This is a genomic window from Variovorax saccharolyticus (assembly GCF_030316765.1).
GTDB classification, from domain to species: domain Bacteria; phylum Pseudomonadota; class Gammaproteobacteria; order Burkholderiales; family Burkholderiaceae_C; genus Variovorax; species Variovorax saccharolyticus.
The window spans coordinates 111138-136633 of record NZ_JASZYT010000011.1 but is presented as its reverse complement, the minus strand read 5'-3'; the positions used below and the strand labels follow the sequence as shown (position 1 = coordinate 136633).

Annotated in this window: 30 protein-coding genes; 17 read left to right on the top strand and 13 right to left on the bottom strand. The window is 66.9% G+C overall.

What is annotated here, in order from left to right; genetic code table 11:
• The first annotated feature begins 67 nt into the window (after nucleotides 1-67).
• The 4 genes from QTI45_RS28885 (at nucleotide 68) to QTI45_RS28870 (ending at nucleotide 4280) form a co-directional block, all read left to right on the top strand.
• Entirely contained in the window at nucleotides 68-988 is a 921-nt protein-coding gene (locus QTI45_RS28885) for a beta-keto acid cleavage family enzyme (protein WP_286656795.1), read from the top strand.
• Between the two features lie 17 nt (nucleotides 989-1005).
• Nucleotides 1006-1956, top strand: coding sequence for a 3-hydroxyacyl-CoA dehydrogenase NAD-binding domain-containing protein (locus tag QTI45_RS28880; RefSeq protein ID WP_286656794.1), 951 nt, complete (start codon nucleotides 1006-1008; stop codon nucleotides 1954-1956).
• Between the two features lie 38 nt (nucleotides 1957-1994).
• Nucleotides 1995-3806 carry a feruloyl-CoA synthase gene (locus QTI45_RS28875; RefSeq protein ID WP_286656793.1) on the top strand — a complete coding sequence of 604 codons (1812 nt, stop codon included), beginning with the start codon at nucleotides 1995-1997 and terminating at the stop codon, nucleotides 3804-3806.
• Between the two features lie 72 nt (nucleotides 3807-3878).
• A complete protein-coding gene (locus QTI45_RS28870) occupies nucleotides 3879-4280 on the top strand; it encodes a surface-adhesin E family protein (RefSeq protein ID WP_286656792.1) in 402 nt (133 codons plus the stop codon).
• Here the strand turns inward: QTI45_RS28870 and QTI45_RS28865 are convergent.
• Both QTI45_RS28865 and QTI45_RS28860 read right to left on the bottom strand, forming a co-directional pair.
• Nucleotides 4277-4813 carry a DUF4136 domain-containing protein gene (locus QTI45_RS28865; protein ID WP_286372242.1) on the bottom strand — a complete coding sequence of 179 codons (537 nt, stop codon included), beginning with the start codon at nucleotides 4811-4813 and terminating at the stop codon, nucleotides 4277-4279. The two genes, QTI45_RS28870 and QTI45_RS28865, sit on opposite strands and share 4 nt — an antisense overlap.
• 111 nt (nucleotides 4814-4924) lie before the next feature.
• Entirely contained in the window at nucleotides 4925-5566 is a 642-nt protein-coding gene (locus QTI45_RS28860) for a LuxR C-terminal-related transcriptional regulator (RefSeq protein ID WP_286656791.1), read from the bottom strand.
• A 214-nt stretch (nucleotides 5567-5780) separates the two neighbouring features.
• Here QTI45_RS28860 and QTI45_RS28855 point away from each other — a divergent pair, with 214 nt between their 5' ends.
• The 3 genes from QTI45_RS28855 to QTI45_RS28845 all read left to right on the top strand — a co-directional run bounded on the left by QTI45_RS28855 (nucleotide 5781) and on the right by QTI45_RS28845 (nucleotide 8867).
• Nucleotides 5781-6239 carry an FHA domain-containing protein gene (locus QTI45_RS28855; protein WP_286372244.1) on the top strand — a complete coding sequence of 153 codons (459 nt, stop codon included), beginning with the start codon at nucleotides 5781-5783 and terminating at the stop codon, nucleotides 6237-6239.
• A 218-nt stretch (nucleotides 6240-6457) separates the two neighbouring features.
• Nucleotides 6458-7183 carry an OmpW/AlkL family protein gene (locus QTI45_RS28850; protein WP_286656790.1) on the top strand — a complete coding sequence of 242 codons (726 nt, stop codon included), beginning with the start codon at nucleotides 6458-6460 and terminating at the stop codon, nucleotides 7181-7183.
• Nucleotides 7184-7307: 124 nt separating this feature from the next.
• The gene (locus QTI45_RS28845; protein WP_286656789.1) at nucleotides 7308-8867 is read left to right on the top strand and encodes a methyl-accepting chemotaxis protein; all 1560 of its coding nucleotides are present in this window, start codon (nucleotides 7308-7310) and stop codon (nucleotides 8865-8867) included.
• A gap of 12 nt (nucleotides 8868-8879) precedes the next feature.
• Here QTI45_RS28845 and QTI45_RS28840 read toward each other — a convergent pair whose 3' ends face one another.
• Complete coding sequence (locus tag QTI45_RS28840) at nucleotides 8880-9272, bottom strand: hypothetical protein (protein ID WP_286372247.1); 393 nt, start codon at nucleotides 9270-9272, stop codon at nucleotides 8880-8882.
• Nucleotides 9273-9355: 83 nt separating this feature from the next.
• Nucleotides 9356-10690: an AsmA family protein gene (locus QTI45_RS28835; RefSeq protein ID WP_286656788.1), complete on the bottom strand. Its 1335-nt coding sequence runs from the start codon at nucleotides 10688-10690 to the stop codon at nucleotides 9356-9358.
• Between the two features lie 116 nt (nucleotides 10691-10806).
• Between QTI45_RS28835 and QTI45_RS28830 the strand changes: the two genes are divergently transcribed.
• Both QTI45_RS28830 and QTI45_RS28825 read left to right on the top strand, forming a co-directional pair.
• Complete coding sequence (locus tag QTI45_RS28830; RefSeq protein ID WP_286372249.1) at nucleotides 10807-11235, top strand: hotdog fold thioesterase; 429 nt, start codon at nucleotides 10807-10809, stop codon at nucleotides 11233-11235.
• 49 nt (nucleotides 11236-11284) lie between these two features.
• Nucleotides 11285-12649, top strand: a complete 1365-nt coding sequence (locus QTI45_RS28825; RefSeq protein WP_286656787.1) for a solute carrier family 23 protein — start codon at nucleotides 11285-11287, stop codon at nucleotides 12647-12649.
• Between the two features lie 83 nt (nucleotides 12650-12732).
• On the opposite strand, the gene QTI45_RS28820 is transcribed toward QTI45_RS28825, so the two are convergent.
• Nucleotides 12733-14811: a carboxypeptidase regulatory-like domain-containing protein gene (locus QTI45_RS28820; protein WP_286656786.1), complete on the bottom strand. Its 2079-nt coding sequence runs from the start codon at nucleotides 14809-14811 to the stop codon at nucleotides 12733-12735.
• A 303-nt stretch (nucleotides 14812-15114) separates the two neighbouring features.
• On the opposite strand from QTI45_RS28820, the gene minC reads away from it, so the two are divergent.
• The 5 genes from minC to QTI45_RS28795 all read left to right on the top strand — a co-directional run bounded on the left by minC (nucleotide 15115) and on the right by QTI45_RS28795 (nucleotide 18151).
• Entirely contained in the window at nucleotides 15115-15876 is a 762-nt protein-coding gene (gene minC / locus QTI45_RS28815; protein WP_286372252.1) for a septum site-determining protein MinC, read from the top strand.
• A gap of 66 nt (nucleotides 15877-15942) precedes the next feature.
• Nucleotides 15943-16755 carry a septum site-determining protein MinD gene (gene minD / locus QTI45_RS28810; protein ID WP_286372253.1) on the top strand — a complete coding sequence of 271 codons (813 nt, stop codon included), beginning with the start codon at nucleotides 15943-15945 and terminating at the stop codon, nucleotides 16753-16755.
• Nucleotides 16756-16757: 2 nt separating this feature from the next.
• A complete protein-coding gene (gene minE / locus QTI45_RS28805; protein WP_286372254.1) occupies nucleotides 16758-17030 on the top strand; it encodes a cell division topological specificity factor MinE in 273 nt (90 codons plus the stop codon).
• Nucleotides 17031-17092: 62 nt separating this feature from the next.
• Nucleotides 17093-17332: a hypothetical protein gene (locus QTI45_RS28800; RefSeq protein WP_286656785.1), complete on the top strand. Its 240-nt coding sequence runs from the start codon at nucleotides 17093-17095 to the stop codon at nucleotides 17330-17332.
• Nucleotides 17333-17770: 438 nt separating this feature from the next.
• Nucleotides 17771-18151: a RidA family protein gene (locus tag QTI45_RS28795; RefSeq protein WP_286656784.1), complete on the top strand. Its 381-nt coding sequence runs from the start codon at nucleotides 17771-17773 to the stop codon at nucleotides 18149-18151.
• Between the two features lie 126 nt (nucleotides 18152-18277).
• On the opposite strand, the gene QTI45_RS28790 is transcribed toward QTI45_RS28795, so the two are convergent.
• From QTI45_RS28790 to QTI45_RS28755, 8 genes are all read right to left on the bottom strand, one after another.
• A complete protein-coding gene (locus tag QTI45_RS28790; protein ID WP_286656783.1) occupies nucleotides 18278-19744 on the bottom strand; it encodes a DUF1254 domain-containing protein in 1467 nt (488 codons plus the stop codon).
• Nucleotides 19745-20004: 260 nt separating this feature from the next.
• Nucleotides 20005-20448 (bottom strand): DUF5990 family protein, encoded by a 444-nt coding sequence (locus tag QTI45_RS28785; RefSeq protein WP_286656782.1) that lies wholly within the window; start codon nucleotides 20446-20448, stop codon nucleotides 20005-20007.
• Nucleotides 20449-20483: 35 nt separating this feature from the next.
• Nucleotides 20484-20759 carry a hypothetical protein gene (locus QTI45_RS28780; protein ID WP_286656781.1) on the bottom strand — a complete coding sequence of 92 codons (276 nt, stop codon included), beginning with the start codon at nucleotides 20757-20759 and terminating at the stop codon, nucleotides 20484-20486.
• A 113-nt stretch (nucleotides 20760-20872) separates the two neighbouring features.
• Complete coding sequence (locus QTI45_RS28775) at nucleotides 20873-21286, bottom strand: GNAT family N-acetyltransferase (RefSeq protein WP_286656780.1); 414 nt, start codon at nucleotides 21284-21286, stop codon at nucleotides 20873-20875.
• 92 nt (nucleotides 21287-21378) lie between these two features.
• Nucleotides 21379-21768, bottom strand: a complete 390-nt coding sequence (locus QTI45_RS28770; RefSeq protein ID WP_286656779.1) for a GNAT family N-acetyltransferase — start codon at nucleotides 21766-21768, stop codon at nucleotides 21379-21381.
• 73 nt (nucleotides 21769-21841) lie between these two features.
• The gene (locus QTI45_RS28765) at nucleotides 21842-22153 is read right to left on the bottom strand and encodes a hypothetical protein (RefSeq protein WP_286656778.1); all 312 of its coding nucleotides are present in this window, start codon (nucleotides 22151-22153) and stop codon (nucleotides 21842-21844) included.
• A gap of 53 nt (nucleotides 22154-22206) precedes the next feature.
• Nucleotides 22207-22569: a VOC family protein gene (locus tag QTI45_RS28760; RefSeq protein ID WP_286656777.1), complete on the bottom strand. Its 363-nt coding sequence runs from the start codon at nucleotides 22567-22569 to the stop codon at nucleotides 22207-22209.
• Nucleotides 22570-22601: 32 nt separating this feature from the next.
• Nucleotides 22602-22997, bottom strand: coding sequence for a hypothetical protein (locus QTI45_RS28755; protein WP_286656776.1), 396 nt, complete (start codon nucleotides 22995-22997; stop codon nucleotides 22602-22604).
• A 298-nt stretch (nucleotides 22998-23295) separates the two neighbouring features.
• On the opposite strand from QTI45_RS28755, the gene QTI45_RS28750 reads away from it, so the two are divergent.
• The 3 genes from QTI45_RS28750 (at nucleotide 23296) to QTI45_RS28740 (ending at nucleotide 25463) form a co-directional block, all read left to right on the top strand.
• Nucleotides 23296-23868, top strand: a complete 573-nt coding sequence (locus tag QTI45_RS28750) for a helix-turn-helix domain-containing protein (RefSeq protein ID WP_286656822.1) — start codon at nucleotides 23296-23298, stop codon at nucleotides 23866-23868.
• A gap of 95 nt (nucleotides 23869-23963) precedes the next feature.
• Nucleotides 23964-24389 carry a bacteriohemerythrin gene (locus QTI45_RS28745; protein WP_286656775.1) on the top strand — a complete coding sequence of 142 codons (426 nt, stop codon included), beginning with the start codon at nucleotides 23964-23966 and terminating at the stop codon, nucleotides 24387-24389.
• Nucleotides 24390-25037: 648 nt separating this feature from the next.
• Complete coding sequence (locus QTI45_RS28740) at nucleotides 25038-25463, top strand: hypothetical protein (protein ID WP_286656774.1); 426 nt, start codon at nucleotides 25038-25040, stop codon at nucleotides 25461-25463.
• The last annotated feature ends 33 nt before the right edge of the window (nucleotides 25464-25496 follow it).

The window sequence follows — 25496 nt, the reverse complement described above, 5'->3', positions numbered from 1 at the left end:
CGTCGCGATGACTGCACCGGCCGGGGCAGCCAAAAATAATACTCCGCTGTTCAAAGGAGACTCCACGATGTCGAAGCGCAAGGTGATCGTGACCATCGCCCCCACCGGGGGCATGGCCCACAAGTCGCAGAACCCCCACCTCCCGACCCAGCCGGCCGAGATCGCCGCCGATGTCGTGGCCTGCTGGCGCGCCGGCGCCAGCGTGGTCGCGCTGCATGCGCGCCGGCCCGACGACGGCGCCACCTGCAACGCGGACGTTTACCGCGACATCAACACCCGCATCCGCGCGGCCGGCTGCGACATCGTGATCAACAACTCGACCGGCGGCGGCGTCCACGGCGACATGGTCAAGCCGCTGCCGGGCGACCGCTGGGAGATCGCCTTCGAGGAGCGCATCAAAGGCATGGATGCCGGCGCCGAGATGTGCACGCTCGACGCCACCACGCTGAACCTGTCCTTCGAGGGCCGCGAGATCCTCATGGACACGCCGCTCACCAAGGGCCGTGCCCTGGCGGCCGGCATGAAGGCGCGCGGCATCAAGCCCGAGTGGGAGGTGTTCAGCCCGACCCACATCCTGCAGGACACGACCACCCTGATCCAGGAAGGGCTGGACGACGAGCCCTACTTCATCAACCTCGTGATGAACGTGCACCGCAATTTCCAGAACGCGATGCCCTACTCGCCGCGCAACCTGCAGATGATGGTCGACACCCTGCCCAAGGGCGCGATCTTCGGCGTCAGCGGCATCGGGCCGTCGCAGCTCGAGGCCAACATCGCCGCGCTGCTGCTCGGCGGCCATGCGCGCGTCGGCCTCGAGGACAACCTCTACTACCGCCACGGCGAACTCGCCACCAACCTGCAGCTCACCGAGCGCATCGTGCGGATCATCCGCGAGATGGACATGGAGCCGGCCACGCCGGCCGAGGCGCGCGAGATCATGGGCCTGCCGCGAGTCGGCGCGCCGCGGCCCGAGTTCGCGCCGCGCTGAACGCGACGGGCCCCGAGATGAGCAACACGCCATCGGACGTGAGACGCGTGGCGGTGGTCGCCACCGGCGTCATCGGCGCCAGCTGGACCGCGTACTTCCTGGCCCGCGGCCTCGAGGTCGATGCCACCGACCCCTCGCCCGGCGCCGAAGCGCGCCTGCGCGATGCCGTCGCCCAGCACTGGCCGACGATGACCCGCTTCGGACTCGCCGAAGGCGCATCGCCCGACCGGCTGCGCTTTCATGCGCGGCTCGAGGACGCCGTGGCCCAGGCCGACTTCGTGCAGGAGAACGGCCCCGAGCGGATCGACATCAAGATCGACCTGTTCCGCCGCATGGACGCCGCCGCGCCGCCGGCCACGCTGCTGGCGTCGAGTTCGTCGGGACTGGCGATCAGCGCGGTGCAGTCCGGCTGCCGGCACCCGGAGCGCGTGGTGCTGGGCCATCCCTTCAACCCGCCGCACCTGATCCCGCTGGTCGAAGTGGTCGGCGGCGAGCACACCTCGGCCGCCGCCATCGTGGCCGCGATGGCCTTCTACGCTGCGATCGGCAAGCGCCCGATCCACGTGCGGCGCGAGGTCAAGGGCCACATCGCGAACCGGCTGCAGGCGGCGCTGTGGCGCGAGGCCTTCCACCTGGTCGAGCAGGGCGTGGCGTCGGTGGCCGACATCGACACCGCGATCGCGCACGGCCCCGGGCTGCGCTGGGCGCTGATGGGGCCGTTCATGAACCTGCACCTGTCGGGCGGCGCCGGCGGCATCGCGCATCTGCTCGACCACCTCGGCGGTCCGATCGAGGACTGGTGGAAGGACCTCGGCGCGCCGTCGATGAGCCCGGAGCTCAAGCAGCAGGTGGCCGAGGGCATGGCGGCCGAACTCGGCGGACGCCGCAGCGCCGATCTCGAAGCGGCGCGCGACGCGCTGCTGCTCGACCTGATCCGCGCCAAGGCAGCCTCGCGCACCCTCGAATAGCAAACAACAAGGCCCGCCCAGGGCCTGGGGACAAGACCATGGACAGCAACGTCTTCTTCGACGACGAAAGCCTGCTCGCGCCGCCGCGCACGGTGCGCATCGACTTCGACGACGGCTCCTTCGCGCTGCGCTCGCCGGCCGCGCTCAAGCCCCATGCGCGCTGCGTCGGCGAGTGGCTCGAGCGCTGGGCGCGCGAGACGCCCGATGCGCTGGCGCTGGCCGAACGCGACGACAGCGGCGAGGCCTGGCGCAAGCTCGACTACGCGGCGCTGCGGCGCGCGGTCGGCGCGGTCGCGCAGGGCCTGCTCGACCTCGGCGTGCCGAAGCAGCGGCCGGTGGTGATCCTGTCCGACAACGCGATCGACCACGCGGTGCTGATGCTGGCCGCGATGCACATCGGCCGCACCGCCTGCTCGCTGTCGAGCGCCTACTCGCGCATGGCGAAGGACCCGGCACGGCTGCACGGCATGCTGCGCGCACTCGATCCGGCGCTGGTCTACGCCTCGGACGCGAAGGTCTACGGCGCGGCGCTCGAAGGCTGCGGACTCGAGGTTCCGATGGTGTTCAGCCGCCATGCCGAGACCCGCCGCGGCGCCCTCTCCTTCGACCGGCTGATGCAGGCCGACGAGACGCCGGCCGTCATGCAGGCCTTCGATGCGATCCTGCCCGGCGACCATGCCAAGTACCTGCTGACCTCCGGCTCGACCGGCCGGCCCAAGGTGGTGATCAACACCCACCGCATGCTGTGCGCCAACCAGCAGATGATGAGCCAGACCTGGCGCTTCCTCGATCGCGAGAAGCCGGTGCTGGTCGACTGGCTGCCATGGAGCCACACCTTCGGCGCCAACCACAACTTCAACATGGTGCTGTGCCATGGCGGCGCGCTCTACATCGACGAAGGCCGGCCGGCGCCGGGGCTGATCGACAAGACGGTGCGCAACCTGCGCGAGGTGCGCCCGACGCTGCTCTTCAACGTGCCGCGCGGCTTCGACATGCTGCTGCCCTTCCTGGAGGCCGACGCTGCGCTGGCCGCCGAGCTGATGTCGCGGCTGCGGCTGGCCTTCTATGCCGCCGCGGCGCTGGCGCCGTCGACCTGGCAGCGCCTCGAAGCCGTGGCCCGGCGCGCCCGGCCGGACCGGCCCCTGTGGCTCACCACCTCGTGGGGCGCGACCGAGACCTCGCCGGCCATCACCTCGGCCCACTGGCGGCTCGATGGCGCCGGCTGCATCGGGGCGCCGCTGCCGGGACTGGAGCTGAAGTTCGTGCCGAACGGCGACAAGCTGGAGATGCGGGTCAAGGGCGTCTCGGTGTTCCCGGGCTACGTCAACGCGCCGCGCGAGAGCGCCGAGGCCTTCGACGACGAGGGCTACTACCGCATCGGCGATGCCGGCTTCCTCGCCGACCGCGACCGGCCCGAGCGCGGCGTGATCTTCCACGGCCGCGTGGCCGAGGACTTCAAGCTCGCGAGCGGCACCTGGGTCTCGGTCGGCACCCTGCGCGTCGAGCTGGTCTCGCGGCTCGCGCCGCTGGTGCAGGACATCGTCGTCACCGGCCATGACCGCAGCGAGATCGGCCTGCTGGTCTTCCCGAGCCCGCAGGCCGCGGCTCAGCCGCGCGCCGCCCTGCACGCCGCCCTGCTGGGCGTGATGCGCGAGCTGCGCGATGCCGGCGCCGGCTCGTCGCAATGCCCGGTGCGGGCGCTGGTGCTCACGACGCCGCCCGACATCGACGCCGGCGAGATCACCGACAAGGGCTACATCAACCAGCGCGCCGTGCTCTCGCGGCGCGCACCGGAGGTCGAGCGGCTGCACGCCGGCCTGGACGATCCGGAGGTGGTCCGGCTCGACTGAGGGCGTCGACGGCTGGCTAGAATCCACGGCGCTGCGCCAGCAAAGGGGGTCGACGTGAGAAGGTGGTTGGTATTGCTCGGTTTGATCGCCTGCCAGGCCGAGGCGCAGACGCCCTGGTTCACCGTCACGGGCAATCGGGCCGACCCCGGCGTCGACACGGTCGAGGTCGATCCGGTCGCGATCCGCTCCGAAGGCGAGCTGAAGACCATGAATGTCCGCGTGAGCCGCGCCACCGATCGGCGCAACTGGGACGGCCTGCCCTACCGCTCCTACGAATCCCGCGTGATCTTCGACTGCCGGGCCCGCAAGGCCTCCTACATCGAAGCCACCTTCTATGCCGAGCCGCTGTGGCGCGGAACGCCCAAGCCGGTCATCGACTACAGCGCCAACCCCCGGCCGATGCTGTTCCGCGATGTCGAGCCGAACCCGACCCAGCGCCTGATCCGCGCCGCCTGCCGCGTGGGCGCCAGCTAGCGCTTGGCGGAGTTCGGCGGGAAGCCTGCGAACAGGCGGTCCAAAGTCCGCTGCACCGAGGCGTCGAGCCGCGCCGGGTCATCGGGCAGGATGCCGGAGGCATTGCCGCGCCAGATCGCGCGCCGGCTCTTGCCGTCGAACATGTCGACCACCAGCGTGCCGGCCCGGTAGGGGTCGGTCGACATCGTCACGCTGTCGGGCACCGGGCCGAAGCCGAGCCAGGTGAGGTCGTGGCCGATGCCGCTGTAGAAGGTGTTGTAGGTCTGGCCATCGCGCGTCGTGACATGGGCCGCGACATGCACGTCGCCGTCGGCGACCCGCTTCCAGCCGCGCGCCTGCAGCCGGGCGTCGATGCCCTGGATGATGGTCTGCGGCACCAGCGATCCGTCGCCGGGAGACTGGGCGATCCAGCTGTAGCTGCGGTAGCCGGAGAAGTCGGCCTTGGCGTCGAAGTCGGTCTTGACGGTCACCGGGCTCGCACAGGCCGCCAGCAGGGTCGCCAGGGCGAGGGTGAGGATTCGTCGTCCGATCATGTGTTCTCCTGTGAGCGCGCGTCCGGCGGACGCATGCAGCAGGATGGTAACTGGCGCCCGAGGGGGCCGCAGGCCGCCTTGGGGCGGCCCGGCGGCGGCCTGGCCCCCAGGCTACGCCGCGACTGCCGCTCCGGCGCCCGACAGGTGGCCGTTGGTGCGCGCGTAGTGCAGCGCCTGGGTCCGGCTGTTGACGCCGATGCGGCGGTAGAGCCGCCACATGTGGACCTTGACCGTGTCCTCGCTGATCTCGAGCCGCTCGGCCATCTCGCGGTTGCCAAGCCCCTCGGCGATCAGCTGGACCAGCTGGACCTGGCGCGGCGTCAGGCGGGCGCCGGCTTCGGGCGCCGCCGTGGGGGCCTCGTCCTTGTCGTCGCCGGTCTTCAGCACGCTGCGCAGGCCCTTGATCAGGCCGGCGGCATCGGAGGCCTTCTCGATGTAGATGTTGGCGCCGGCGGACAGGCACAGCGCCTCCATGTCGGCCGCAGGCAGTGCCGAGTACACCGCGATCGGCACCTCGGGGTGCTCGCGCCGCGCCGTCTGCACGCCCGCGCAGCCCTTGGTGTCGGGCAGGTTCAGGTCGAGGCAGATCAGGTCCGCGGCGCCGTTGCGCTCGACCGCACCCGCCAGCTTGTCGAGCCGGTCGATCTCGACGATGCCCGCGGCCGGCTGCAGCCGCCGCAGCATCAATGCAATGGCGTCCCTCATCATCGGATGGTCGTCGACCACGTAGAAGACATTGCGCGCTTTTCTCATTACCGGGTTCTTTCAACAGCTCGACAGGTCGCGGCGATTCGTTTCGCCAAGAGCGCAGAGGTTAGTGGACGAAACAACCGCGGAGGGGCCCCTGGCGGCATCGCAATCGCGGCGAGCGCGACGAATGTCTCAGTTTTCGGGATTTCGTTGACTTCATAAAGTCGTCCCGCTTGCCGAAATGCGGTGACTGCAACCATTCGACTGCGAGATAGCAATGTCCAGACTCATCGTCCTGACCCGTCACGGCAGCGTGCGGCAGGTCAACATCAAGGGGCCGATCACGACCATCGGCCGCGACCCGTCCTGCGGCGTCCACATCGACAGCCTCGGTGTCAGCCGCCATCACGCCGCCATCCACTGGACCGGCGACCGCTTCGTGCTGACCGACCTGTCCAGCCGCAACGGCACCTTCGTCAACAAGACGCGCATCCGCGAGCGGGCGCTGGCCAACGGCGACGCCATCAGCACCGGCGACTGCCAGCTGCGCTTTCTCTACGACAACCGCCTGCTGCCGAACGACGAGGCGCTGCGGCTGATCACGCTGTCGGACGACCTGGTCGACATCGATGCGGTGGTGCGCGAACGCAGCGACTGGGCCACCTTCTTCCGCCAGGGCGGCAGGGCGAAGCACGGCGACGCGCATCGCAACGGCCGCGGCGAGCGCCGCGTCTGAGGGCATCGACGCTCATGCCTCAAGTTTTCCGGCGAACTGTCGATATCAAGGCTGGTTCTCCAGGGATCTTCTCACCAGAGATCATTCGGCCCGCCTCGTGCGGGCCATTTTTTTGGCGGAGTCGCCACCGCGACAGGAACGGCGCCGGCGGACTGAACCCTGGCGGCGCAGTCCGATCCCAGGTCCTTCCTTCAATCTTCAATCACAACACCTCATTCATGAAGAAAAGCATCCTGGCACTGGCGAGCGTCGCCGCCCTCGCATCCGGCAGCGCCTTCGCGCAGAAGGCCGGCGACTGGCAGGTCGGTGCGGGCTGGCTGCACTTTGCACCGCAAGACTCGAGCAAGCCCCTCACTTTCACCTCGCCGGTGGCCGCCGTGGTACCGGGCTCCGGCGCCAGCGTCGGCAGTTCCGACACCTTCGGCATGAACCTCACCTATTTCATCGACAGCCGCTGGGCGGTCGAAGGCGTGCTCGGCGTGCCGCCGAAGTTCAAGCTCGAGGGCGAAGGCACGCTGGGGCCGATCGGCGAACTCGGCAGCGCGAGGCAATGGAGCCCGACGCTGCTGGCCAAGTACTACTTCAACGACGGCGAGGCCAAATTCCGCCCGTATGTGGGCCTCGGCGCGACCTATGTCTGGTACAGCGACGTGAACCTCACGCCGGGCATGCAGGGCGCGCTGGCGAGCCGGCTGCGCCTGCCCGCATCGGCGCTGTCGGCGACCACGGCCAAGCTCGCCAGTTCGTTCGCGGCGGTGTTCAACGCCGGCGTCGCCTACCAGTTCGACCCGCACTGGGGCATGGCCTTCTCGGTCTCCTATATTCCGCTGCGCACCACGGCCAAGCTGACCACCACCGCCCGCGGCATCCCGGTGGCGACCAGCGAGGCCAGCCTGAAGCTGAATCCGATCGTTCCGTACCTGGCGGTCACCTACAAGTTCTAGGTCGGTCCGGACCCGAGCTCGCCCGACATGCGTGATCCGGGCGGAGAGAGCGCGGCCTCAAGGTTTTCGGTTTGCTGCCGATATACCTCAGCGTTCCCCCTCCGTCCCATCTGGAATCACGATCATGTTTCTGAGCAATCTTTCCATCGGCAGGCGCCTGGCCCTCGTGCTGGGCGCCATCCTGGCCCTGTTCCTCGCCAGCAGCGTGTTCGCGGTGCTGAAACTGCATGCCCTCGGGGCAGAGATCGAGGGCATGGTGAACGACAACGTCAAGACCGAGCGCGCCGGCTCCGACTGGCTGCGCCACACGACCTCGGGCGTGCAGCGCGCGGCGGCCATCGCCAAGAGCAGCGACCCGAGCCTGATCGCCTACTTCGCGCCGGCCACCGCGACCTCGATCAAGGACACCAACGCGCTGCAGAAGTTCATCGAAGGCCAGATGGTCCGGCCCGAGGAGAAGGCGCTGTTCCAGAAGGTCGGCGATCTGCGCCGCGAATACCTGGCGGCGCGGGAGGAAGTCAGCAAGCTCAAGCTCGCCGGCGATCTCGACGGCGCCAACCGCGTGTTCAGCGCGCGCTTCGAGCCGACCTCGGTCAGCTACCTGGCCGGCGTGCAGGAGATGGTGGACCTGCAGCGTGCGGGTCTGGACGCCGCCGCGCAGCGGGCCGAGGCGATGCGGGCGCAGACCAGCACCCTGCTGGCGGTCTGCACCGCGGTGTCGCTGGTGCTCGGCAGCCTGCTGGCCTGGGGACTCTCGCGCAGCATCACGCTGCCGCTGAAGCAGGCCGAGGCCACGGCGCAGGAGATCGGCGCGATGGACCTCAGCGGCGCGGCGCAAACGCACTACGCCAAGGACGAGACCGGCCTGCTGCTGCGCGCGATCGACGGCATGCGCACGGCCCTTCAGACTTCGCTGCAGCAGGTGCATGGCGTGGTCGCCAACGTATCGACCGCGAGCACGCAGATCGCGACGGGCAACCAGGACCTTTCCTCGCGCACCGAAGAGCAGGCCAGCTCGCTCGAGCAGACCGCGGCCTCGATGGAAGAACTCACCAGCACGGTCAAGCAAAACGCGGACAACGCCCGCCAAGCCAACCAACTCGCCGTCTCGGCTTCCGAAGTCGCAGTCAAGGGCGGCAGCGTCGTGAGCCAGGTGGTGGGCACGATGACCGCGATCAACACCTCGTCGAAGAAGATCGTCGACATCATCGGCGTGATCGACGGCATCGCCTTCCAGACCAACATCCTGGCGCTCAATGCCGCAGTGGAAGCTGCACGTGCCGGCGAACAGGGCCGCGGCTTCGCGGTGGTGGCCTCCGAAGTGCGCAGCCTGGCGCAGCGCTCGGCAGCGGCGGCCAAGGAGATCAAGACCCTGATCGGCGACTCGGTGGAGAAGGTCGAGGAAGGCAGCAAGCAGGTGGCCGAAGCGGGTCGCACGATGGAGGAGATCGTCGACAGCGTGAAGCGGGTGACCGACATCATGGGCGAGATCACGGCGGCCAGCCAGGAGCAGACCTCGGGCATCGAGCAGATCAACCAGGCGATCACGCAGATGGACCAGGTGACGCAGCAGAACGCGGCGCTGGTGGAGGAAGCCTCGGCGGCTGCGCAGTCGCTGCAGGAGCAGGCGGGCAACCTGTCGCAGGTGGTGGGCGCCTTCAGGCTCGAAGGAGCGCGGGCCTAGCCTGAACAGGGCCTAGACGTCCTCGTTCTGGCCCGTGTCGGGATGCTCTTCGCTGAACCGCCTTTCCGCGGTGCTCAGGTGGGTGGTGAGCACGTGCGAGATCAGGTTGATGCCGATGCCGGCGAACAGCGCCGGCAGCAGGTACAGCGCCACCCGCAGCTCCGACACGAACAGCACGTTGTCGGCCAGTGAAGGTGTGGCTGCGGCGATGGTGGCCAGGCGCTGCAGGAAGTAGACGTTGACCGCCGCGATCGCGACCAGCGTGAAGCCGAGCACCAGCACGGTCCAGCGCGAGATCGCCTGCTTGGAGATCATCACCGCGTAGATCCCGAACGGCAGCACCACCGAGACCGCCACCATGAGCCAGAAGGTCGTTTCCGTGAAGACCGAATCGCTGTACTGCATGGGCTGGAACCTCGGGAAGAGCGGACTGACTAAAAGCGCGGACTGGGCGCCCGCGCGATTCTCGCCGCTGCAGCGCCGCGCCTTCAAGGCGATCGGGGCGCCGGCTTCTCGGGCTTCCTGCTCTCGCCGCTGCCGAACAGCTTCTCCATCTGCTGTCCGATGCGGGCACCGATCGCGGTGCCGACGCCCGGCAGCACGGCCGAGCCCATGGCGGCTCCGGCCAGTGCCCCGCCGGTCAGCGACAGTTCGGGTGCGTCGAGCGTGCCGCCGAGCTTGAGCGGCACGCCGACCACGCCATCGACCAGGTCGACCGCCATCTCGCCGTCGAGCCGGCGGTTGAGCACGGTCGCGCTGCCGCTCGCGGTCAGCACGCCGGAACGCGCCTTGATGCCGCTGTAGCGCAACACCACGCCGTCCTCGCCGGCCTGGGTGTCTAGCGTGCCCTCGAGGCTGTCCAGCACCGTGCGGCCACCGCGGCTGACGCCGGCGCTGCTCACCGCGCGGGCCAGGTCGAAGCCGGCCAGGGTCGCGGGTGCGACCGAGAAACGGGTGCGGGTGTGAAGATGCCGTAACAGGTCGCCCGCATCCGTGCCTTCGGCGTCGACCGTGGTCCGGCCGTCGAGCTTGCCTTCGACCGCGGCGCGCCGCCCGAAGCTGCGAACCAGCGCGGCGACATCCACGCCCCGGGGTTCGAGTTCGGCCGTCAGGCGCCATCGGCCATCGGTCCGCGGCTGCAGTTCGGTGCGGCCGTTCCACGTGCCGCCACCGACATCGATCGCGGTGCGCCAGCGATCCTGGTCGCCTTCGCGCTCGAGCCGCAGCCTGGCCGGCGGCGTCACGCCGGCACGCGACAGCTCGGCCTCGCGCGGCCGCCAGCCGGCGTCGAAGCGCACGTCGGCGTCATAGGCCAGCGCCACGCCGCGGCGATCGATCCAGACCACGTCGCGCAGGCGCAGGCGCTCGATCGGCAGGTCGGTCAGGGCCCAGGCGGCGCCCAGCGCCAGGTCGGCCGCATCGGCGCCACCGGCGGCACCGGCCGCACCGGTATTCCAGCGCCCGCGAAATGCGCGCACCGAAGCCCTCGGCAATACCGCGCCCTCGATCTCGAGCGATTCGATCGCGATGCTGCGCCGCCACAGCGCAGCCAACCGCGGCCGGAGCTCGACCCGCCGCACCGTGATCGGCGCCGGCTGGTCGGTGGCGAGTTCGTTGAGCACCACCACCGGCGATGGCCGCAGCGACCAGTGCGCCGAGCCGACCTTGAGCCCGATGCCGGACGCCTTCTGGAAGCGGGCGCCGACTTCGGCCGCCAGCTCGCCATCGGAAGGCAGCAGCAGGTTGAGCGCCAGAAAGCCCCCGCCCAGCAGGAGGGCTGCCGCGGCGAGCAGGCCGGCGATCCATCGTGCGGGGCGCGTCATGGCCACAGCTTCGCCCAGCCCGGCCGCGGGCGCTGTCAGCCACGGGCGCGTTTACGCCACGCCGGCAGGCGCAAGCTGTCGCTATAGTTTTGACAATCCCGACAAGGAGCCAATTCATGCGCATCTGGAAGAAAGACATCTCGATCGAAGCCCTGACCCTGTCGCACGCGAACACCGCGGTGTCGCTGCTGGGCATCGAATTCCTGGAGATCGGCGACGACACCATCCGGGCCCGCGTGCCGGTGGACCGGCGCACGGTGCAGCCCTACGGCATCCTGCACGGCGGCGTCTCGGTGGTGCTGGCCGAAACCCTGGGCTCGTGCGGCGCCCACTACTCCGCGCCCGAGGACCAGCGCACGGTGGGGCTGGACATCAACGCCAACCACATCCGTTCGGTCACCTCGGGCTGGGTCACCGGCACGGCGCGGCCGGTGCACCGCGGCCGCACGACGCAGGTCTGGCAGATCGACATGACCAACGACGCCGGCGACCTGACCTGCGTCTCGCGCATCACCATGGCGGTGCTGGCCTCGCAGGCCGGCTGAGCCGAGGCGCCCGGCGCCGTCCAAGAACAACAACCGAGGAGAAGAAGAAATGAGCGATTCCTACCTGCCCCGCTGGCGCAAGGTGAGCGCGACGGCGGGCACCGTCGTCGCGCCCGACGAGCGCCTGCCCTGGCCGCAGACCGCCGCGATGGGCGTGCAGCACGTGATCGCGATGTTCGGCGCCACGGTGCTGGCGCCGATCCTGATGGGCTTCAATCCCAACATCGCGATCCTGATGAGCGGCATCGGCACCCTGCTGTTCTTCTTCATCACCGGTGGCCGCGTGCCGAGCTACCTGGGCTCCAGCTTCGCCTTCATCGGCGTCGTGATCGCGGCCAGCGGCTATTCGGGAACCGGGCCCAACGCCAACCTGGGCGTCGCGCTCGGCGGCATCATCGTCTGCGGCGCGGTCTACGCGCTGATCGGCGTGCTGGTGGCCCTCACCAACGAGCGCCACACCCGGTCGGCACCGGTCAAGGGCCTCGAAGGCCTCGAGGTGGACGAGGTCGAGCAGGACGTCGCGGTGCACTGGATCGAGCGGCTGATGCCGCCGGTCGTCACCGGCGCGGTGGTCGCGGTGATCGGGCTCAATCTCGCGAGCGTGCCGATCAAGAACATGGCGCCGACCGGCTTCGACACCTGGATGCAGGCCGTGACCTTCCTGTCGGTCGGGCTGATCGCGGTCTATGCGCGCGGCATGGTGCAGCGGCTGCTGATTCTCATGGGCCTGATCGTCGCCAGCCTGGTCTATGCCGTGCTGACCAACGGCATGGGCCTGGGCAAGCCGATCGACCTGGGCGCGCTGGCGGCGGCGCCCTGGTTCGGATTGCCGACCTTCTCGAAGCCGGTGTTCGAGGTCAACGCGATCCTGCTGATCGCGCCGGTGGCGATCATCCTGGTGGCCGAGAACCTCGGCCACCTGAAGGCCGTCGGCGCGATGACCGGCCGCGACCTCAATCCCCTGCTGGGCCGCGCCTTCATCGGCGACGGCGTCGCCACCATGGTGAGCGGCGCCGCCGGCGGCACCGGCGTCACGACCTACGCCGAGAACATCGGCGTCATGGCGGCGACCAAGATCTACTCGACCGCGATGTTCGTGGTCGCGGCGCTGATCGCCCTGGTGCTCGGCTTCAGTCCCAAGTTCGGCGCCCTGGTGCAGGCCATTCCGCTGCCGGTGATGGGCGGCGTCAGCATCGTGGTGTTCGGCCTGATCGCGGTCGCGGGCGCCAAGATCTGGGTCGACAACAAGGTCGACTTCTCGCAGAACAAGAACCTGATCGTGGCCGCGATCACGCTGATCCTCGGCACCGGCGACTTCACGCTCAAGTTCGGCCAGTTCGCGCTCGGCGGCATCGGCACCGCGACCTTCGGCGCGATCCTGCTGTACGCGCTGCTGTCGCGCTCGCGCGCCTGAGCCTCCCGCGCGAGAACGAAAAAAGCCCCGCGCGGGCGGGGCTCCGAAAACCGCGGAACCCGAAGGCTCCGCAGCAACTTGCTTCAGTTGGCAGGCAGGTAGGTCGCGAAGCCCTTGAGGTACAGCACCTGCTGCGCATCCGTGGCCGACAGCTGGAACAGCGTGATGCGGGTGCCGGCCGCATAGAGCGAGTTGCCGTTGATCGTCGTGCAATGGTCGTCGCCGCCGCCGGCTTCCGTGCTGCAGAAGATCTTCGCCTTGCGCGCCGAGCCGTTGAAGTCGGCGCGGTCCTCGAAAGCCACGCTGGTCGCCGAGCGGCCGAAGACCGTGAGCGCGGTGGGCACCGGAGCGCCCGCGGGAACGGTCCATCCGTCGGTGTCGCCGGCGGCGCTGAAGTCGATCAGGCTCGGCTCGTTGGCGTTCGGCGCGTCGAAGACGATGGCCTGGTTCGACGCCACCTCGGCCTTCAGCTCCTCGCGCAAGGTGGGCGACAGCTCGGCGAACTGGCGCTGCCGGGCCTCGGCGATGGTCGGCACCCGCGTGATCATGCGGTGCGTCTGGGTCGCGGTGCCGCCGCCCACGAAGCTGAAATCGACCGTGAACACACCCTGCTCGGGCAGCAGCCGAAGCTGGTCGTCGCTCAGCTGCGGCGCCAGGAAGTAGGAGCCCTCGATCAGCGACGGGCTGCCCGACTTGGCGGCGTCCCGGAAGCCGGAGCCCAGGCGCAGCAGCGTGGTGTTGGCGGTGCCGTTGCCGTCGACCCGCTCCAGCTGCAGGTTGGCATTGCCCGGCTGCGGCTTGTAGGTGTAGCTGACGCCGTTCGGCGCCTTCACCACCACATGGTCGATCGCGTTGCCGCCGCCATCGTTCTGCTTCGGGATCGAGACGTCGTAGGACACGCTCAGGTAGTTGAAGGCCGAGGCATTCAGGAAGTCGCGCTCCTGCACGGTCGGCGCGACGTTGACCACGTAGCGGTACTGGTTGCCGATCAGCTTGAGCACGCCACCGACATCCTTGGCCACGATGGTCTGGTTCTGCACCCCGCCGACGCTGTCGACGCTGCGGTAGCTCAGCACGAGGTCGCCGTTCGAGCGGAAGAACTCCAGCTGGCCGCGGTCGTACTTCAGGCCGGTGGCACCGGGCCTGAACAGGCCGGCGAAGGCGCCCTGGTTGTTGCTGTTGCGGCCCACGGTGGCGCCGTTGTTGCGGAAGCTGGCCGGGTCGTCGCCGGCGAAGAGGGTGCGGCACTCGGGCGCGATGACGTCGCTCGGCCCGCCGGTCACGGCCGCCGTGTCGTTGGGCGCATTGACGCGCCTGGACAGCGGCAGCGCGAAGCACTGCTCCATGCGGGCGAACAGCGCCGCCACCGACAGCGAGGCCCCGGCCGGCGCCAGCGTCGCGGTGGCGACTTCGGGCGGCAGCACGGGCAGGGTCGCGTCGCTGCGGAAGGCGATCGAGACCGGCTCCTCGCCGTTGGTCGGCACGCTCTTCACCGTGATCTCGATGTTGGCGGCGCTGCCGTCGGGGCGCACGCTCACGGCGATCGAGTCCAGCAGCCGGTCGTGGCCCGAGCCGTCGGCCGTGAAGGCGCCGCTGATCGGGTCCAGTGCGTCGCCCAGCAGGGTCAGCAGCGGCTTCAGCGCCGCCACCAGCTCGGCCACCTGCTGCTTGACCGTGCTCTCGGTCACCACGTCGGGCCGGGTCGCGATGGCGCCGGCGAGGCTGGCCGGATCGCCGTTGGGCGACAGGCGCGAAACGATGATGGTGGTCAGCGGCGTGACGTTGACATTGCCGCCCGCGGCGCTCGCGGTGGTGCTGTAGAGGATCTGGTCGTCGCGCGTGGCCGTGACCACCAGCGGCGCCTTGGTGCCGGCCGGCAGCGGGCATTCGTAGGCGCCCTTGGCGTCGGTCTCGGTGCTGCACACGGTGACGCCGCGCTGGTCGACCACGGTCACCTTGGCGCCCGCGAAGGCGGCGCCGGTGGCGGCGATGCCGCTCAGGGTGGCGGTCGCGGTGCTGCCGCTGTCGCCGCCCGTCGCCGCGCCGGTCCCTGCGCTGCCCGTGTTCGTGCCGGTGCCGCCGGTGGGCAGGAAGCCCCCGCTGCCGCCGCCACCGCCGCCGCATGCGGCGAGGGACAGCAGCAGTGCGGTCGAAAGGGCCATTCGTGTCTTCTGTGGGATGCGCAACAAGATCAAACTCCTCGGTTGTTCGGCCCGCTAACGAACTGTTACAGCGGTGCGGCGAGTCTGTCTGCGGGGGGCAATCCCACGAATAGTGCAATTGCACTAAGACGGCGCAGCCGGGGCGCGCCAGCGTGAGGGATGTCACGGGAGGCCCTCCCGGGCCGCGGCGCCAAGTGCAACGCAGTGCAAGAAATGTTGTCCGGCGGGCGGTTTGCCGCGCCCTTTTGCGACGCCAAGCCCAGTGCCCGTTAGACTCCAACGCTTTTCGCACCAAGCTTTTCCATGGCAGATGCATCCGCCGCGCGCACCAGGGCGGTTTTCGAATTCAAGAGCGCCACGCTGCCGCTGATCGCAGTCATCCTCAAGACGGCGGATCTCGACGTGCTGGCGGAAGCGCTCGACGCCCAACTGGCGGACTCGCCCGACTTCTTCGAGCAGGAGCCGGTGGTCATCGACCTCTCGCTGCTGCAGGAAGGCGACGCCGAAAGCGGCAGCACGCTCGACTTCACGGCCTTGCGGGCCCTGCTGGCGCGCCACCAGACCCAGCCGGTGGCGGTGCGCGGCGGCAGCGACGTCCAGAACGCCGCGGCCCGCGCCGCCGGGCTGTCGGTCACCGCGATGCCGGTGGCGCCGGCCCCGCGCCCGGCCGCTGCGCCGGCCGAAGCCGCCGCCGAGGCGCCCCAGATCGTGCGCGAAGTGCCGGTGCCGGCCAACGGCACGCTGGTCATCGACAAGCCGCTGCGCTCGGGCCAGCAGGTCTATGCCCGCGGCGGCGACGTGATCGTCACCGCGGTCGTGAGCTTCGGCGCCGAAGTCATCGCCGACGGCAACGTCCATGTCTACGCACCGCTGCGCGGCAAGGCGATCGCCGGCGCCCGCGGCGACACCGCGGCGCGCATCTACACCACCTGCATGGAAGCGCAGCTGGTGGCCATCGCCGGCATCTACCGCACGTCGGAAGTCGCACTCGGGGCCGAAATCTCCGGCAAGCCGGCCCAGATCTCGCTCGACGGCAAGAAAATCGTCATGGCGCCGATCCTCTGATCGACGGATGCGCTCGCAGGCGGCAAAGAACGAACAACTGAAACGAACGAACGAAGAAGGAATGGCATGGCCAAAATTGTGGTGGTGACCTCGGGCAAGGGCGGCGTCGGCAAGACGACCACGAGCGCGAGCTTTGCATCGGGACTGGCATTGGCGGGCAAGAAGACGGCCGTGATCGATTTCGACGTCGGCCTGCGCAACCTCGACCTGATCATGGGTTGCGAGCGGCGCGTGGTGTACGACCTGATCAACGTGATCCAGGGCGAAGCCAACCTGCACCAGGCGCTGATCAAGGACAAGCAGTGCGACAACCTGTTCGTGCTGGCCGCCTCGCAGACCCGCGACAAGGACGCGCTGACCCAGGAAGGCGTCGAGAAGGTGCTCAAGGACCTCGACGAGCAGGGCTTCGACTACATCGTCTGCGACTCGCCCGCCGGCATCGAGACCGGCGCGCTGATGGCCATGCACTTCGCCGACGAGGCGCTGATCGTGACCAATCCCGAGGTCTCGTCGGTGCGCGACTCGGACCGCATCCTCGGCATGCTGGGCTCCAAGACCAAGCGTGCCAAGGAAGGCGGCGAGCCGATCAAGGAACACCTGCTGATCACGCGCTACAACCCGAACCGCGTGGCCGGCGGCCAGATGCTGTCGCTGGAGGACATCCAGGACATTCTCCGGATCAAGCTGATCGGCGTGATCCCGGAATCCGAAACCGTGCTGCAGGCCTCCAACCAGGGCGTGCCTGCGATCCACGACACCGGCACCGACGTCTCGCAGGCCTACAGCGACGTGGTGGCGCGCTTCCTGGGCGAAGACAAGCCGATGCGCTTCGTCGACGCCGAGAAGCCGGGCTTCTTCAAACGCATCTTCGGAAGGTAGCCATGTCCCTGTTTTCCTTTCTGCTCGGCGAGAAGAAGAAGACGGCGAGCGTCGCCAAGGAACGGCTGCAGATCATCCTGGCGCACGAGCGCAGCAGCCTGGGCGCCAAGCGGCCCGACTACCTGCCGGAACTGCAGCGCGAGCTGATCGCGGTGATCTCGAAATACGTGTCGATCAAGGCCGAGGACATCAAGGTGCACCTGGAGAAGCAGGACGACCTCGAGGTGCTGGAGGTGAAGATCGAGCTGCCGGACGCGCTGGCGGCGCGGGGGTAGGGATCGGTTCGCGACCTGCGGCTGTGTATGCCGCAGGTCGATGAGTCCCCAAGGTCGGCGACATGAAGATTGAATCAGGACCGACGCTCGCGGGCAGGAAGCCCGATGCTTTCGAGATGAAGGTGCGATTTGCTTGCGGGGCACTGCTGGGCCTGGTCGTCGGCCTCGGCATGTGCGTTGGCCTGTCGCCGCTGAGCACCCTGGGCGCGTGCGTGCTGGTGGGAATCGCCATGGTTGCCTGCGGCGTCAGCGCCGCCCACTTCGGCGACAGCTTCTGGGCCAACCTTCGCTGGCTGCAGTAGCGGCCGCAGCGCGGCTCGCGACCGACCCCGGACCTTCGATGTTGAGCTCCAATCGCAGCTGGCAGCTCTTCGCAGCGCTCGCACTTCTCCACGCGGCAGGCCTGCTGTTTGCGCCAGGTCCGTTGGCGCCTCTCATCGCAGCTTCGGTGTACTTGCCGCTCATGCCGCTGCAGAAAATGGGCATCCCTGTCTTCGGCTATGGCGAATCCGGAGGCTGGGCCGCTCCATCGTTTCTTGGATGGACAGCGGTCGTCGCCGTGTGGACCGTCACATGGTGGGCCGTCGCCAAGCTCACACTTGGACTGTGGCGCCGCGTCGGCGCTTCCAGGTCAGGCGAAGAAGCCTAGGCGCGCTTCAGTCGGAAGACAGGGAGCCTTGCGCGAATGAGTTCTACGAGTCAACCTCCTGGGACTTTTCGCCTTCCAAGAGGAATATGAAATGGCGCGTCAGATTGTCTTCACCACCAAGGCTGCCAAGCCGCCGGCGCTCTACAGCCAAGCCGTCAAGGCGGCCGGGCTCGTGTTCGTCTCCGGAACTGCGCCGATTGATGCCGCCACCGGCGCAATCAGAGGCACCACCATTCAGGAGCAGACTGCCCAATGTCTGACGAACATACGTGCCATCCTCGAAGAAGCCGGCAGCTCGATGGACAAGGTGGCGAGCATGACAGTGGTGCTCGCCGATGAAGACGATTTCGCTGGCATGAATGAGGAATGGCTGAAGTGGTTTCCCTCCGACCCGCCTGCCCGCCAGGGTGCAAAGCTGCCCGCTCGCATTCCGGGACTCAAAGTGTCCATCGCAGCGATTGCTGAGGCTTAGCCCTGCCAGGCAGACGCCGGAAGCGAACGCTTCGGTCCGCAAACGCATGGGTCGAGGTCAGGTTTTGGGGAGAGCACGAGGTCCGCTTCGGTCCCCGAAGCCGAAGTCTGATGCTCTACGAAGCGGTCATTCAGCCAGCTCGAAATCCGGCATCTTGAACGTCTTTTGGTTGAGCTCGTCGGTCGGGCCGTAGTAGCGGAACATGGGCATGGGCCGCTTTCCAGAGGTCGGAATCCAGTTTGCTTCCAGCCCCTGCGGGGCCGTGAGGCCAACATAAATTGTCACGCCGCCATCCGCGTTCTTCGTCATCTTCTCCAGGTCGAAGGAGGAAAGCGTGGTGCGGTTGCTCTCGCTGTAAATGAAAGAGAAGGTGGCCCGGTCGTACACCGTCAACGCCCAGAACTGCTTGACCGGCACCTTGGGCGGCACGTTGACCTTGTAGAGCTTTCCCGCGTCCAGGGGCTTGCCGCTCTTGTCAGCGATGGCAACCGTGTACTGCGTGGCTGGCGAATCGCTCAAGACCTCGGGCACATAGGTGCACCACGCGTACTGGGCCGCACGGGCGATGATGTCGATGCGGTCCGGGTAGTCGTAGGTGAACCGGTGGTTGTCATCGGTCTGCATGAGCGATGCGTAGTGCCGGTCGGGCCAGAACAGCTTGTCCGTGGGGAAGTTGTCGAATACGCCCTGGAGGTAGTGCCATGCATCGATGGCCCCCTGGCGCATCGCGCGCGTCGTCGTCTCGCCGGGGGCATAAGGCTTGCCCCGCTCGATGCCCAGGCTCTTCAGCATGCCCATCATCAGCTTGTCTTGGGGACGTACCGGCTCGATGGTGAAGATGTCGTGGATGTCCTTGAACATCCGTTCGTCGTAGAAAGGCAGGGTCGCGTAGCGGTCGTTGATGGGGTCGATGAAGCGCTGCTTCGGTGGATTCTCCGCCTCGTACAGGTAGTACATGCGCAGGCGCTTGGCGTACTCGTACGCGTCGGCTGTCGTCTTTCCCGGCACCGGTACCGAGCGGAACGCGAATGCCACACGGTAGTTCGGTGACGGTATGTGGATGTAGCCGTCCGGAATCGCGTCCTTGTACCCAGGTGGGGTCAGCAGGTATTTGCCGCCTTTGCCCTGGTCCTTGCCCGACGGGCCGACGTCGGCAATCGTGAGTTGCCAAGCATCCACCACCTGGCCGTACACACTGCCATCGGCACCCGCCGCTGGCACCTCCAACACGGCGGGGCCCTTTTGCAAGTCCGTGAAAGCCGTGATGTACGGCGTGCTGCTGTTGGCAGTGAGCGCTTCAAGCTTGGGCGTGGCCGGGGCGCTGTAGACAATGATGTCGTTGTCTTTCAGGCCCAGGTCGTCGAAGGCCGCCCCGCGGAATCGGTAGATGGCGGCGGCGGGAATGGCCCAGAGCGTCGCCTCGAAAGCACGCTGGTACTTGAGCTGATAGTCCAGGTCCTTGGTGGAAGCCTGGGTGCCCTGAGGTGGCTGGCCGCCAAACGGTTCCGTACTCTTTGAGGCAGATGGAGCCGACTGCCCTCCAGGACCGATGGAGGCACCCATGCAAACACTGTGCAAAGGCATACGTTTCATCGCGCACTCCTGCAAATGGAGCGCCCGATGTGGGGCACCCACCTTCGCGGGGCAAACGGGCGCGGTCCACGATGATGAGCGCCCCGTCGGGCGGTGTACATCGGCCGAAAGGGCAATCCGCCATGCACTTCGGGGCAAGCTCGCCTATGTCGTTGGAGCGCCGGTTACAAATGACAAGGGCCGCGAGGGTCCGTTGCTGGCCGACACCGAGTTTTCGCGATGGCACTGTTGGAGCGGTGCGAGTATCGAGCCACGATTTCTCACTGCGCCGCCCAACCCGGCGGCAGAAGCCGAACGGACGCGAGTGCCGGTGTTCCTTTTTTCGACTGACCTGCAATTCGCGCGACGAGCCGCCCTTTCGGAGCAAGCTCCTCTATCTGGTCCCACCCGAGCCCTCCGAGCGGCACCTTGACCCGACCGTCCCACGGCAAGTCAACCTGGCCGGCCCTCTTGCCCACAGCCAGATAAACGAAGCGCGCGTCGGGTGGTCCCTGAACAAAGGGACCGAGCAGCCGGGGTCGCCCATCCGGGAGCCTTCCGTCCACCGTCACCTCAAGCTCGAAAGCCACAGAAGCCAATGAGTTGCGTGCAGGCGGCAGGAGTGTCGCCTTGCCGGCTTGACCCCGCTGCAATGCGATTGCAAGGCCGCGAATCGGCTCCTCGACCACGATGCAAAGTGGCAGGTCGAAACGTTCAGTCCGCATAGCGCGCCTCCTTCTTCTTCTCGCCGAACGCAGCCTCAGAGCCAGCGAGCAGCAGCTTCATCAGCACCCATCTCTGCCTTTGTTCGTGACGCCATCAGCGTGGCGGCGAGGTAGCAGCCGACGACCGTCGTCAGCAGTCGAAGCATCTCACCGCCGGCGGGAAGAAGATGCCACGGCAAGTTGAAGGCCACGAACGTCGCGAGTCCGGCGAACAGTCCAACTCGGGAACCTTGGCGATAGAGCGTCAGGTTCCGGCCGAGAAAGGACACGGTAGCCCTGGGCTCACCTCTGAGGCGTTTGAGCATTGACATCATCCATTCCTGGTCGAGCAAAGTGTTCTGGCCGCATCCTGCCACAGCAGCTCTCGTGGCCGCACTCCGACGGTCATCGCATTCACCAGGTTCAGGTCGTCGCCCCTCCCGGCTCACCGCGTGCCAGCCGACGGTTTCTTGAACATGACCGTCATTTCGGTGGTCGGGCGGCGATAGCCGCATGCCTCGAAGAATCTCTTGGCCTCTCCCATGGCCTTCACGTAGACGGGAACACCCGGAAACTCTGCCTCCACAGCCTTCAGGAGGGCGCGTCCGATGCCTGAGCCCTGAGCAGTCGGACGCACGACAAGCTCGCCCAACATCGTGGAGAACACTCCGTCGCTGAAAGCGGAGACGTACCCCAGCAGCACTCCGTCATCTGCACGAGCGTGCACGACCAGTGGATAGGCGCGATACGAACGCTCAAACGATTCTTCGTCATAGCCTCCGCCCCAGCCTACCGATTCCATCAACTCCGCGAATTCCTGCCACGTCACCGTTCGCGCGGTCGAGATTTGGTAGCTCATGATCGAGAGACTAACTCGACCAGGAGCCACGTCTTGAACGTCCGCACCTGCAAGCATCCTGGCTTCTGCATCGACCTTCCTTCCAGAGGCGGTCAGCGCCGCAGACGCTCCATTGCAGTGGTCGAGGCGCTGAAGCCCAGCTTCGCGAAGAATTCGGCGGCGCCCTCTCTTCCTGCCCGAAGAACCCATGTGATGTTCGGGTCCGACCCGACGAGGCCCTCGACGAGTGCGTGTCCGATACCTCGCCGACGAAAGGGCTGAGCGACCACGACCATGGACAAGTACCCGTTGGAGATGCCGTCGGTGATGGCGCGAGCGAAGCCGACGATCTCGCCATCCTCCACCGCAACCAGTGCCCTCTGGGATGCAGAAATCAGCCGGCCAAGGTCTTCGACCGTACCCAGCCGATGGGACCAACCATGGGTCGAGAGCAGGCGATGCACTGCATCGAGGTCAGAAGCAGTGGTGCTGCGAACTTGCATGGCTGTTCCTCAGGAAATGCGCTCTTGGGCCGAGCTTGCGAAGGTCTGGCCCTCCGGCAACCTGCCCGCCGTGCTAGTCGTCTGTTTGCGCGGCCTCGGCGTGTCGACTCCAGGGAGCTCCGAGATGCTCGCGCCATGCCATCCAGCCTGGCTGAAGGTCGGCAAGCTGGAGCAGGGTCGGGTCGCGGCCAATCATGCTTGCCAACGAGACCCGCATCTCTTCCGCCGCGTCGAAGGCGTCGCCGGTCAGAAGCTGCCAGGCGCCATCGTTGGCGTCTCTCGAAGCCATGAGAACGGGCTTCACGCCTTCGACGATGGACCGGACCGTCAGGCAAGCCACGTCGGGCGGGCTGTCGAATGGCCAATCACGCGGTTCGGAAGGCATCGTTGGCTCCTCTTTTTGCTGGAGGTCTGGTGGTGACCATCTGACGACGAACATCAGAGCCGATGCGCGCGACTGGAGACACTGACAGAGTTCTTGTCCGGGTCCTTGCAGTTGGCGAAGGCATATCCGTTCGCGCGGTGGATAGCTCCGAACTTGAGTCCCCGCTCCGCGGCCTCGGCCACGAAGGCTTCGACGTCACGTACATGAAAGCTCAGTTTGACCCCGGCCTGGCCCAGCTGTACCGACTTGGCCGCCTGGTGGATGAGTATCCCCGCGCCGGCACGAGGTGCATTCAACTCGATGAGGCCCTCGATCACTTCACCGGTGGTGATGAAGCCGAAATGCCTGGCATAGAAGTCCGCGGATTTCCGCATGTCGCGCGCGTAGATGATGACGGTACCGAGCGAAGCTTCCATAGGTCGTGGACTTTGAGTGACCGAGTTGCAGTTCACCTGGACCTGCCGCGCTCGAATTCATGCAGCAGCGCCAACATGATCCGGCGCTGCTCTGCGGTCAGCGCATGAAACCGCTCAGCGAACGCCTTCCCGCTGATCTCTCCATCCAGCGTCTTGGGGTTCTTTCGTTCGCCTTGCGGATCTGGCCCGTGCTGGAGCCAATGCGGCGACACATCGAGCATCTTCGCGATCAAGGCGATGCGATCCGGTCGCGGGACTGACTTGCCTGATGCCCAGTTGTGCGTGGTCTGCACGCTGAGCCCTGAAGGAAAAGCCGGCGTCAACGCTTCGGCGAGAGCCGTTGCCCCGAATTCCTTGTAGCCGCGCCTGGCCATCGCGACACGCAAGCGCTCGGAAAAGGATTCTGCTTCTTTGACTCGGGATCGCACCGGACGATTGTCATGAGCAGTTGATTTTTATCATTCCCACGAGATTGGTAAATTTCCCATCCATCTGCTAGAGTGAGATCGAATGCTTTGACGCTCAAGCAAACACCCGCGTGTTGGCGGACCTTCGAAGCGACTTGCCAGCAGTGCCAAAGGGAGGAGATCAAATGCCTTGCAACGACAAGGCTCGGACAGGGACGCCCGAGCCATGAAGACCCAACCAGTCCCCTCCCCCTTCCCGACCGCGCGCCCCCTCAGGCTGCCGCCGTCGCTCTACCTGCCCACTCCCAAGGCCAAACCCATCCGCAGCGAAGCCGCCGCGATCGTGGGTGCCCAGGTGAGGCACTTGCGCGAGGCCGCGGGCATCTCGTGTCAGCAGCTCACACAGCGCTCGGGCGTCTCGCGCTCCATGCTCTCGCGCATCGAGAACGGCCGGATATCGCCCTCTCTCCACTCATTGCTTCGACTGGCCGACGGCTTGGGCGTTCCGATGTCGCGCCTCTTCGCCGAGCAGCGCTGCCGCACCGACTTCAGCCATGTGCCCTCAGGCAAAGGCCTTCGGGTCGAACGCCTGGGCACCGTCGCGGACTACCGCTACGAGCTGCTCGGCCATGTGCTCTCGGGCAACCTGTTCGTCGAGCCTTACCTCGTCATGCTCGAAGCCGACGCCCAACCCCATGTGACCTTTCAGCATCCGGGCTTGAAGTTTCTCTACTTCCTGTCGGGCGACGTCACCTACCGCTATGGGCCAAGGCGCGTGAATATGCGCGTCGGTGATTCGCTGCTCTTCGACGCCGCCGCCATGCACGGCATCGAGGACCTCGGCACGCAGCCTGTGTCGTATCTCTCGGTCGTCTTCACCTTGCGCAGCTAGGGCTGCTTTCGCGGCCAGCCGCGATGCTTGTCGCAGGTCAATGAGTCCCGCGCACGGGAGGGCTAGCCTTGTGTCTTTCAATGCGGAGATCTCACATGGCAGCCTCGCTTTCGCTCGAATTGCCCTTCATGGACCGGGCGCACGAGCAGTTCACGGTCCTGTTGAAGTGCGTCGACGAAGCCGGCGACGCCGAGCTGCCGGCCGCTTGGCAGCGGGTGGTCGAGTTGGCGGCCGAAAGCTTCGCGCGCGAGGACGAGTGGATGCAGGCCACCCGCTTCTCCTGCCGCAAGGACCACACGCTGCAGCACCGGGTGGTGCTGGAGGTCATGCGCGAAGGCATCGTGCAGGCCCATGAGGGCCAGTCGCTGCAAGTCCGGCAGATGGCCTGGCAGTTCCGCGACTGGTATCACAAGCACGTGCAGTCGATGGATGCGGCGCTGGCGCTGCATCTGCGGGGCGCGCGATTCGAGCCGGCGAACCGGGGAGATGAAGGTGTGCGTGGCGTGGCAATTTTCACGTAGACAACTCCCTGCCGCCGGCATAGACTGCCCGCAACCCAGTCACATTGAACGCATTCATCGTGTCCATGCACCTGTCGATTTCGAGTTTTCGCACCTTCGTTGCCTTTGAGCAGCGCGGTCGAATTTGCTTGGGCAGTTAGCCCGCTCACTTCGCCAGTCGCCCCCTCAAAGGCAACGAGTTCAGCTCGTTGCCTTTTTGCTTTTTTGGACCTGAATCATGTTCAATCTCGGTTCTTTGGCACGGTTGTATCGGCCGCCGCGAGCGGACCCAACCCCCGCTTGCAGCCCCACTCTGTGGCCTGTCGTTTGCCTCTGTTGCGCCTGTGTGGTCGGCTGCGACCTCACGCCCAGCGTGCTCTTCGTGGCCGACGGAAGCCCGGTTCGCATGTTGCAACTGACCGATGCTCAAGGCGAATGCCCTGCGCCGGGTCGAGTCTGCTTCCTGGCGACTTGGGATGGCCAGGCAGCGCGTGGTTGCTGGACGCGTGAAGAGTCCAACGTCCGCGTCGTCCTTTCGGATGAGGAGCAAACCGTCCCGGTGGCGAGCTTCCGACCGACGGCATACGCGGAGTACCGACGCGCCTCTTTGGACTAGTTGCCGCGGCAGCCAGCCGATATCAGGCGTCCTGTCCCGAGGCAGAATTCGGCATGCACTCGAAGCAGCATCTCGCGCAGAACGTGGAGTTCGGAAACGCCGGTGATCTGGACACCCACGGAACGGGCTGGTTTGTCGGGTTCAGCGATTGGACCCGGAAGCCTCCGACCCACCTTCGCCATGTGCCGGCCGAGGAGCTTGCTGGCGGGTTGTGCGTCAAGTGGTTCTCTCATCCGGCAGGGAATCCCAATGGCGAATACAAGCCATTGAGCGAAGGGCGGACGATGTCGATCCTGGTGAGCCCGAGCAGCGAATTCAGGATCGAGTTCTCCGCCTCGGATGACTTCGCGACAGACATCGTGGCGCACACCTTGCGTCGCCACGGGGACTTCGTCATCTGGGGGCCAGGCCTGTTTCATCGTGCCTTTGGCGTCCAGCCGGCATGCATCCTCACGGTCCGATGGTCCTCGCAGAAGTAGGCGGCGGTCGGCCGGAAGCGCTCAATCACGTAC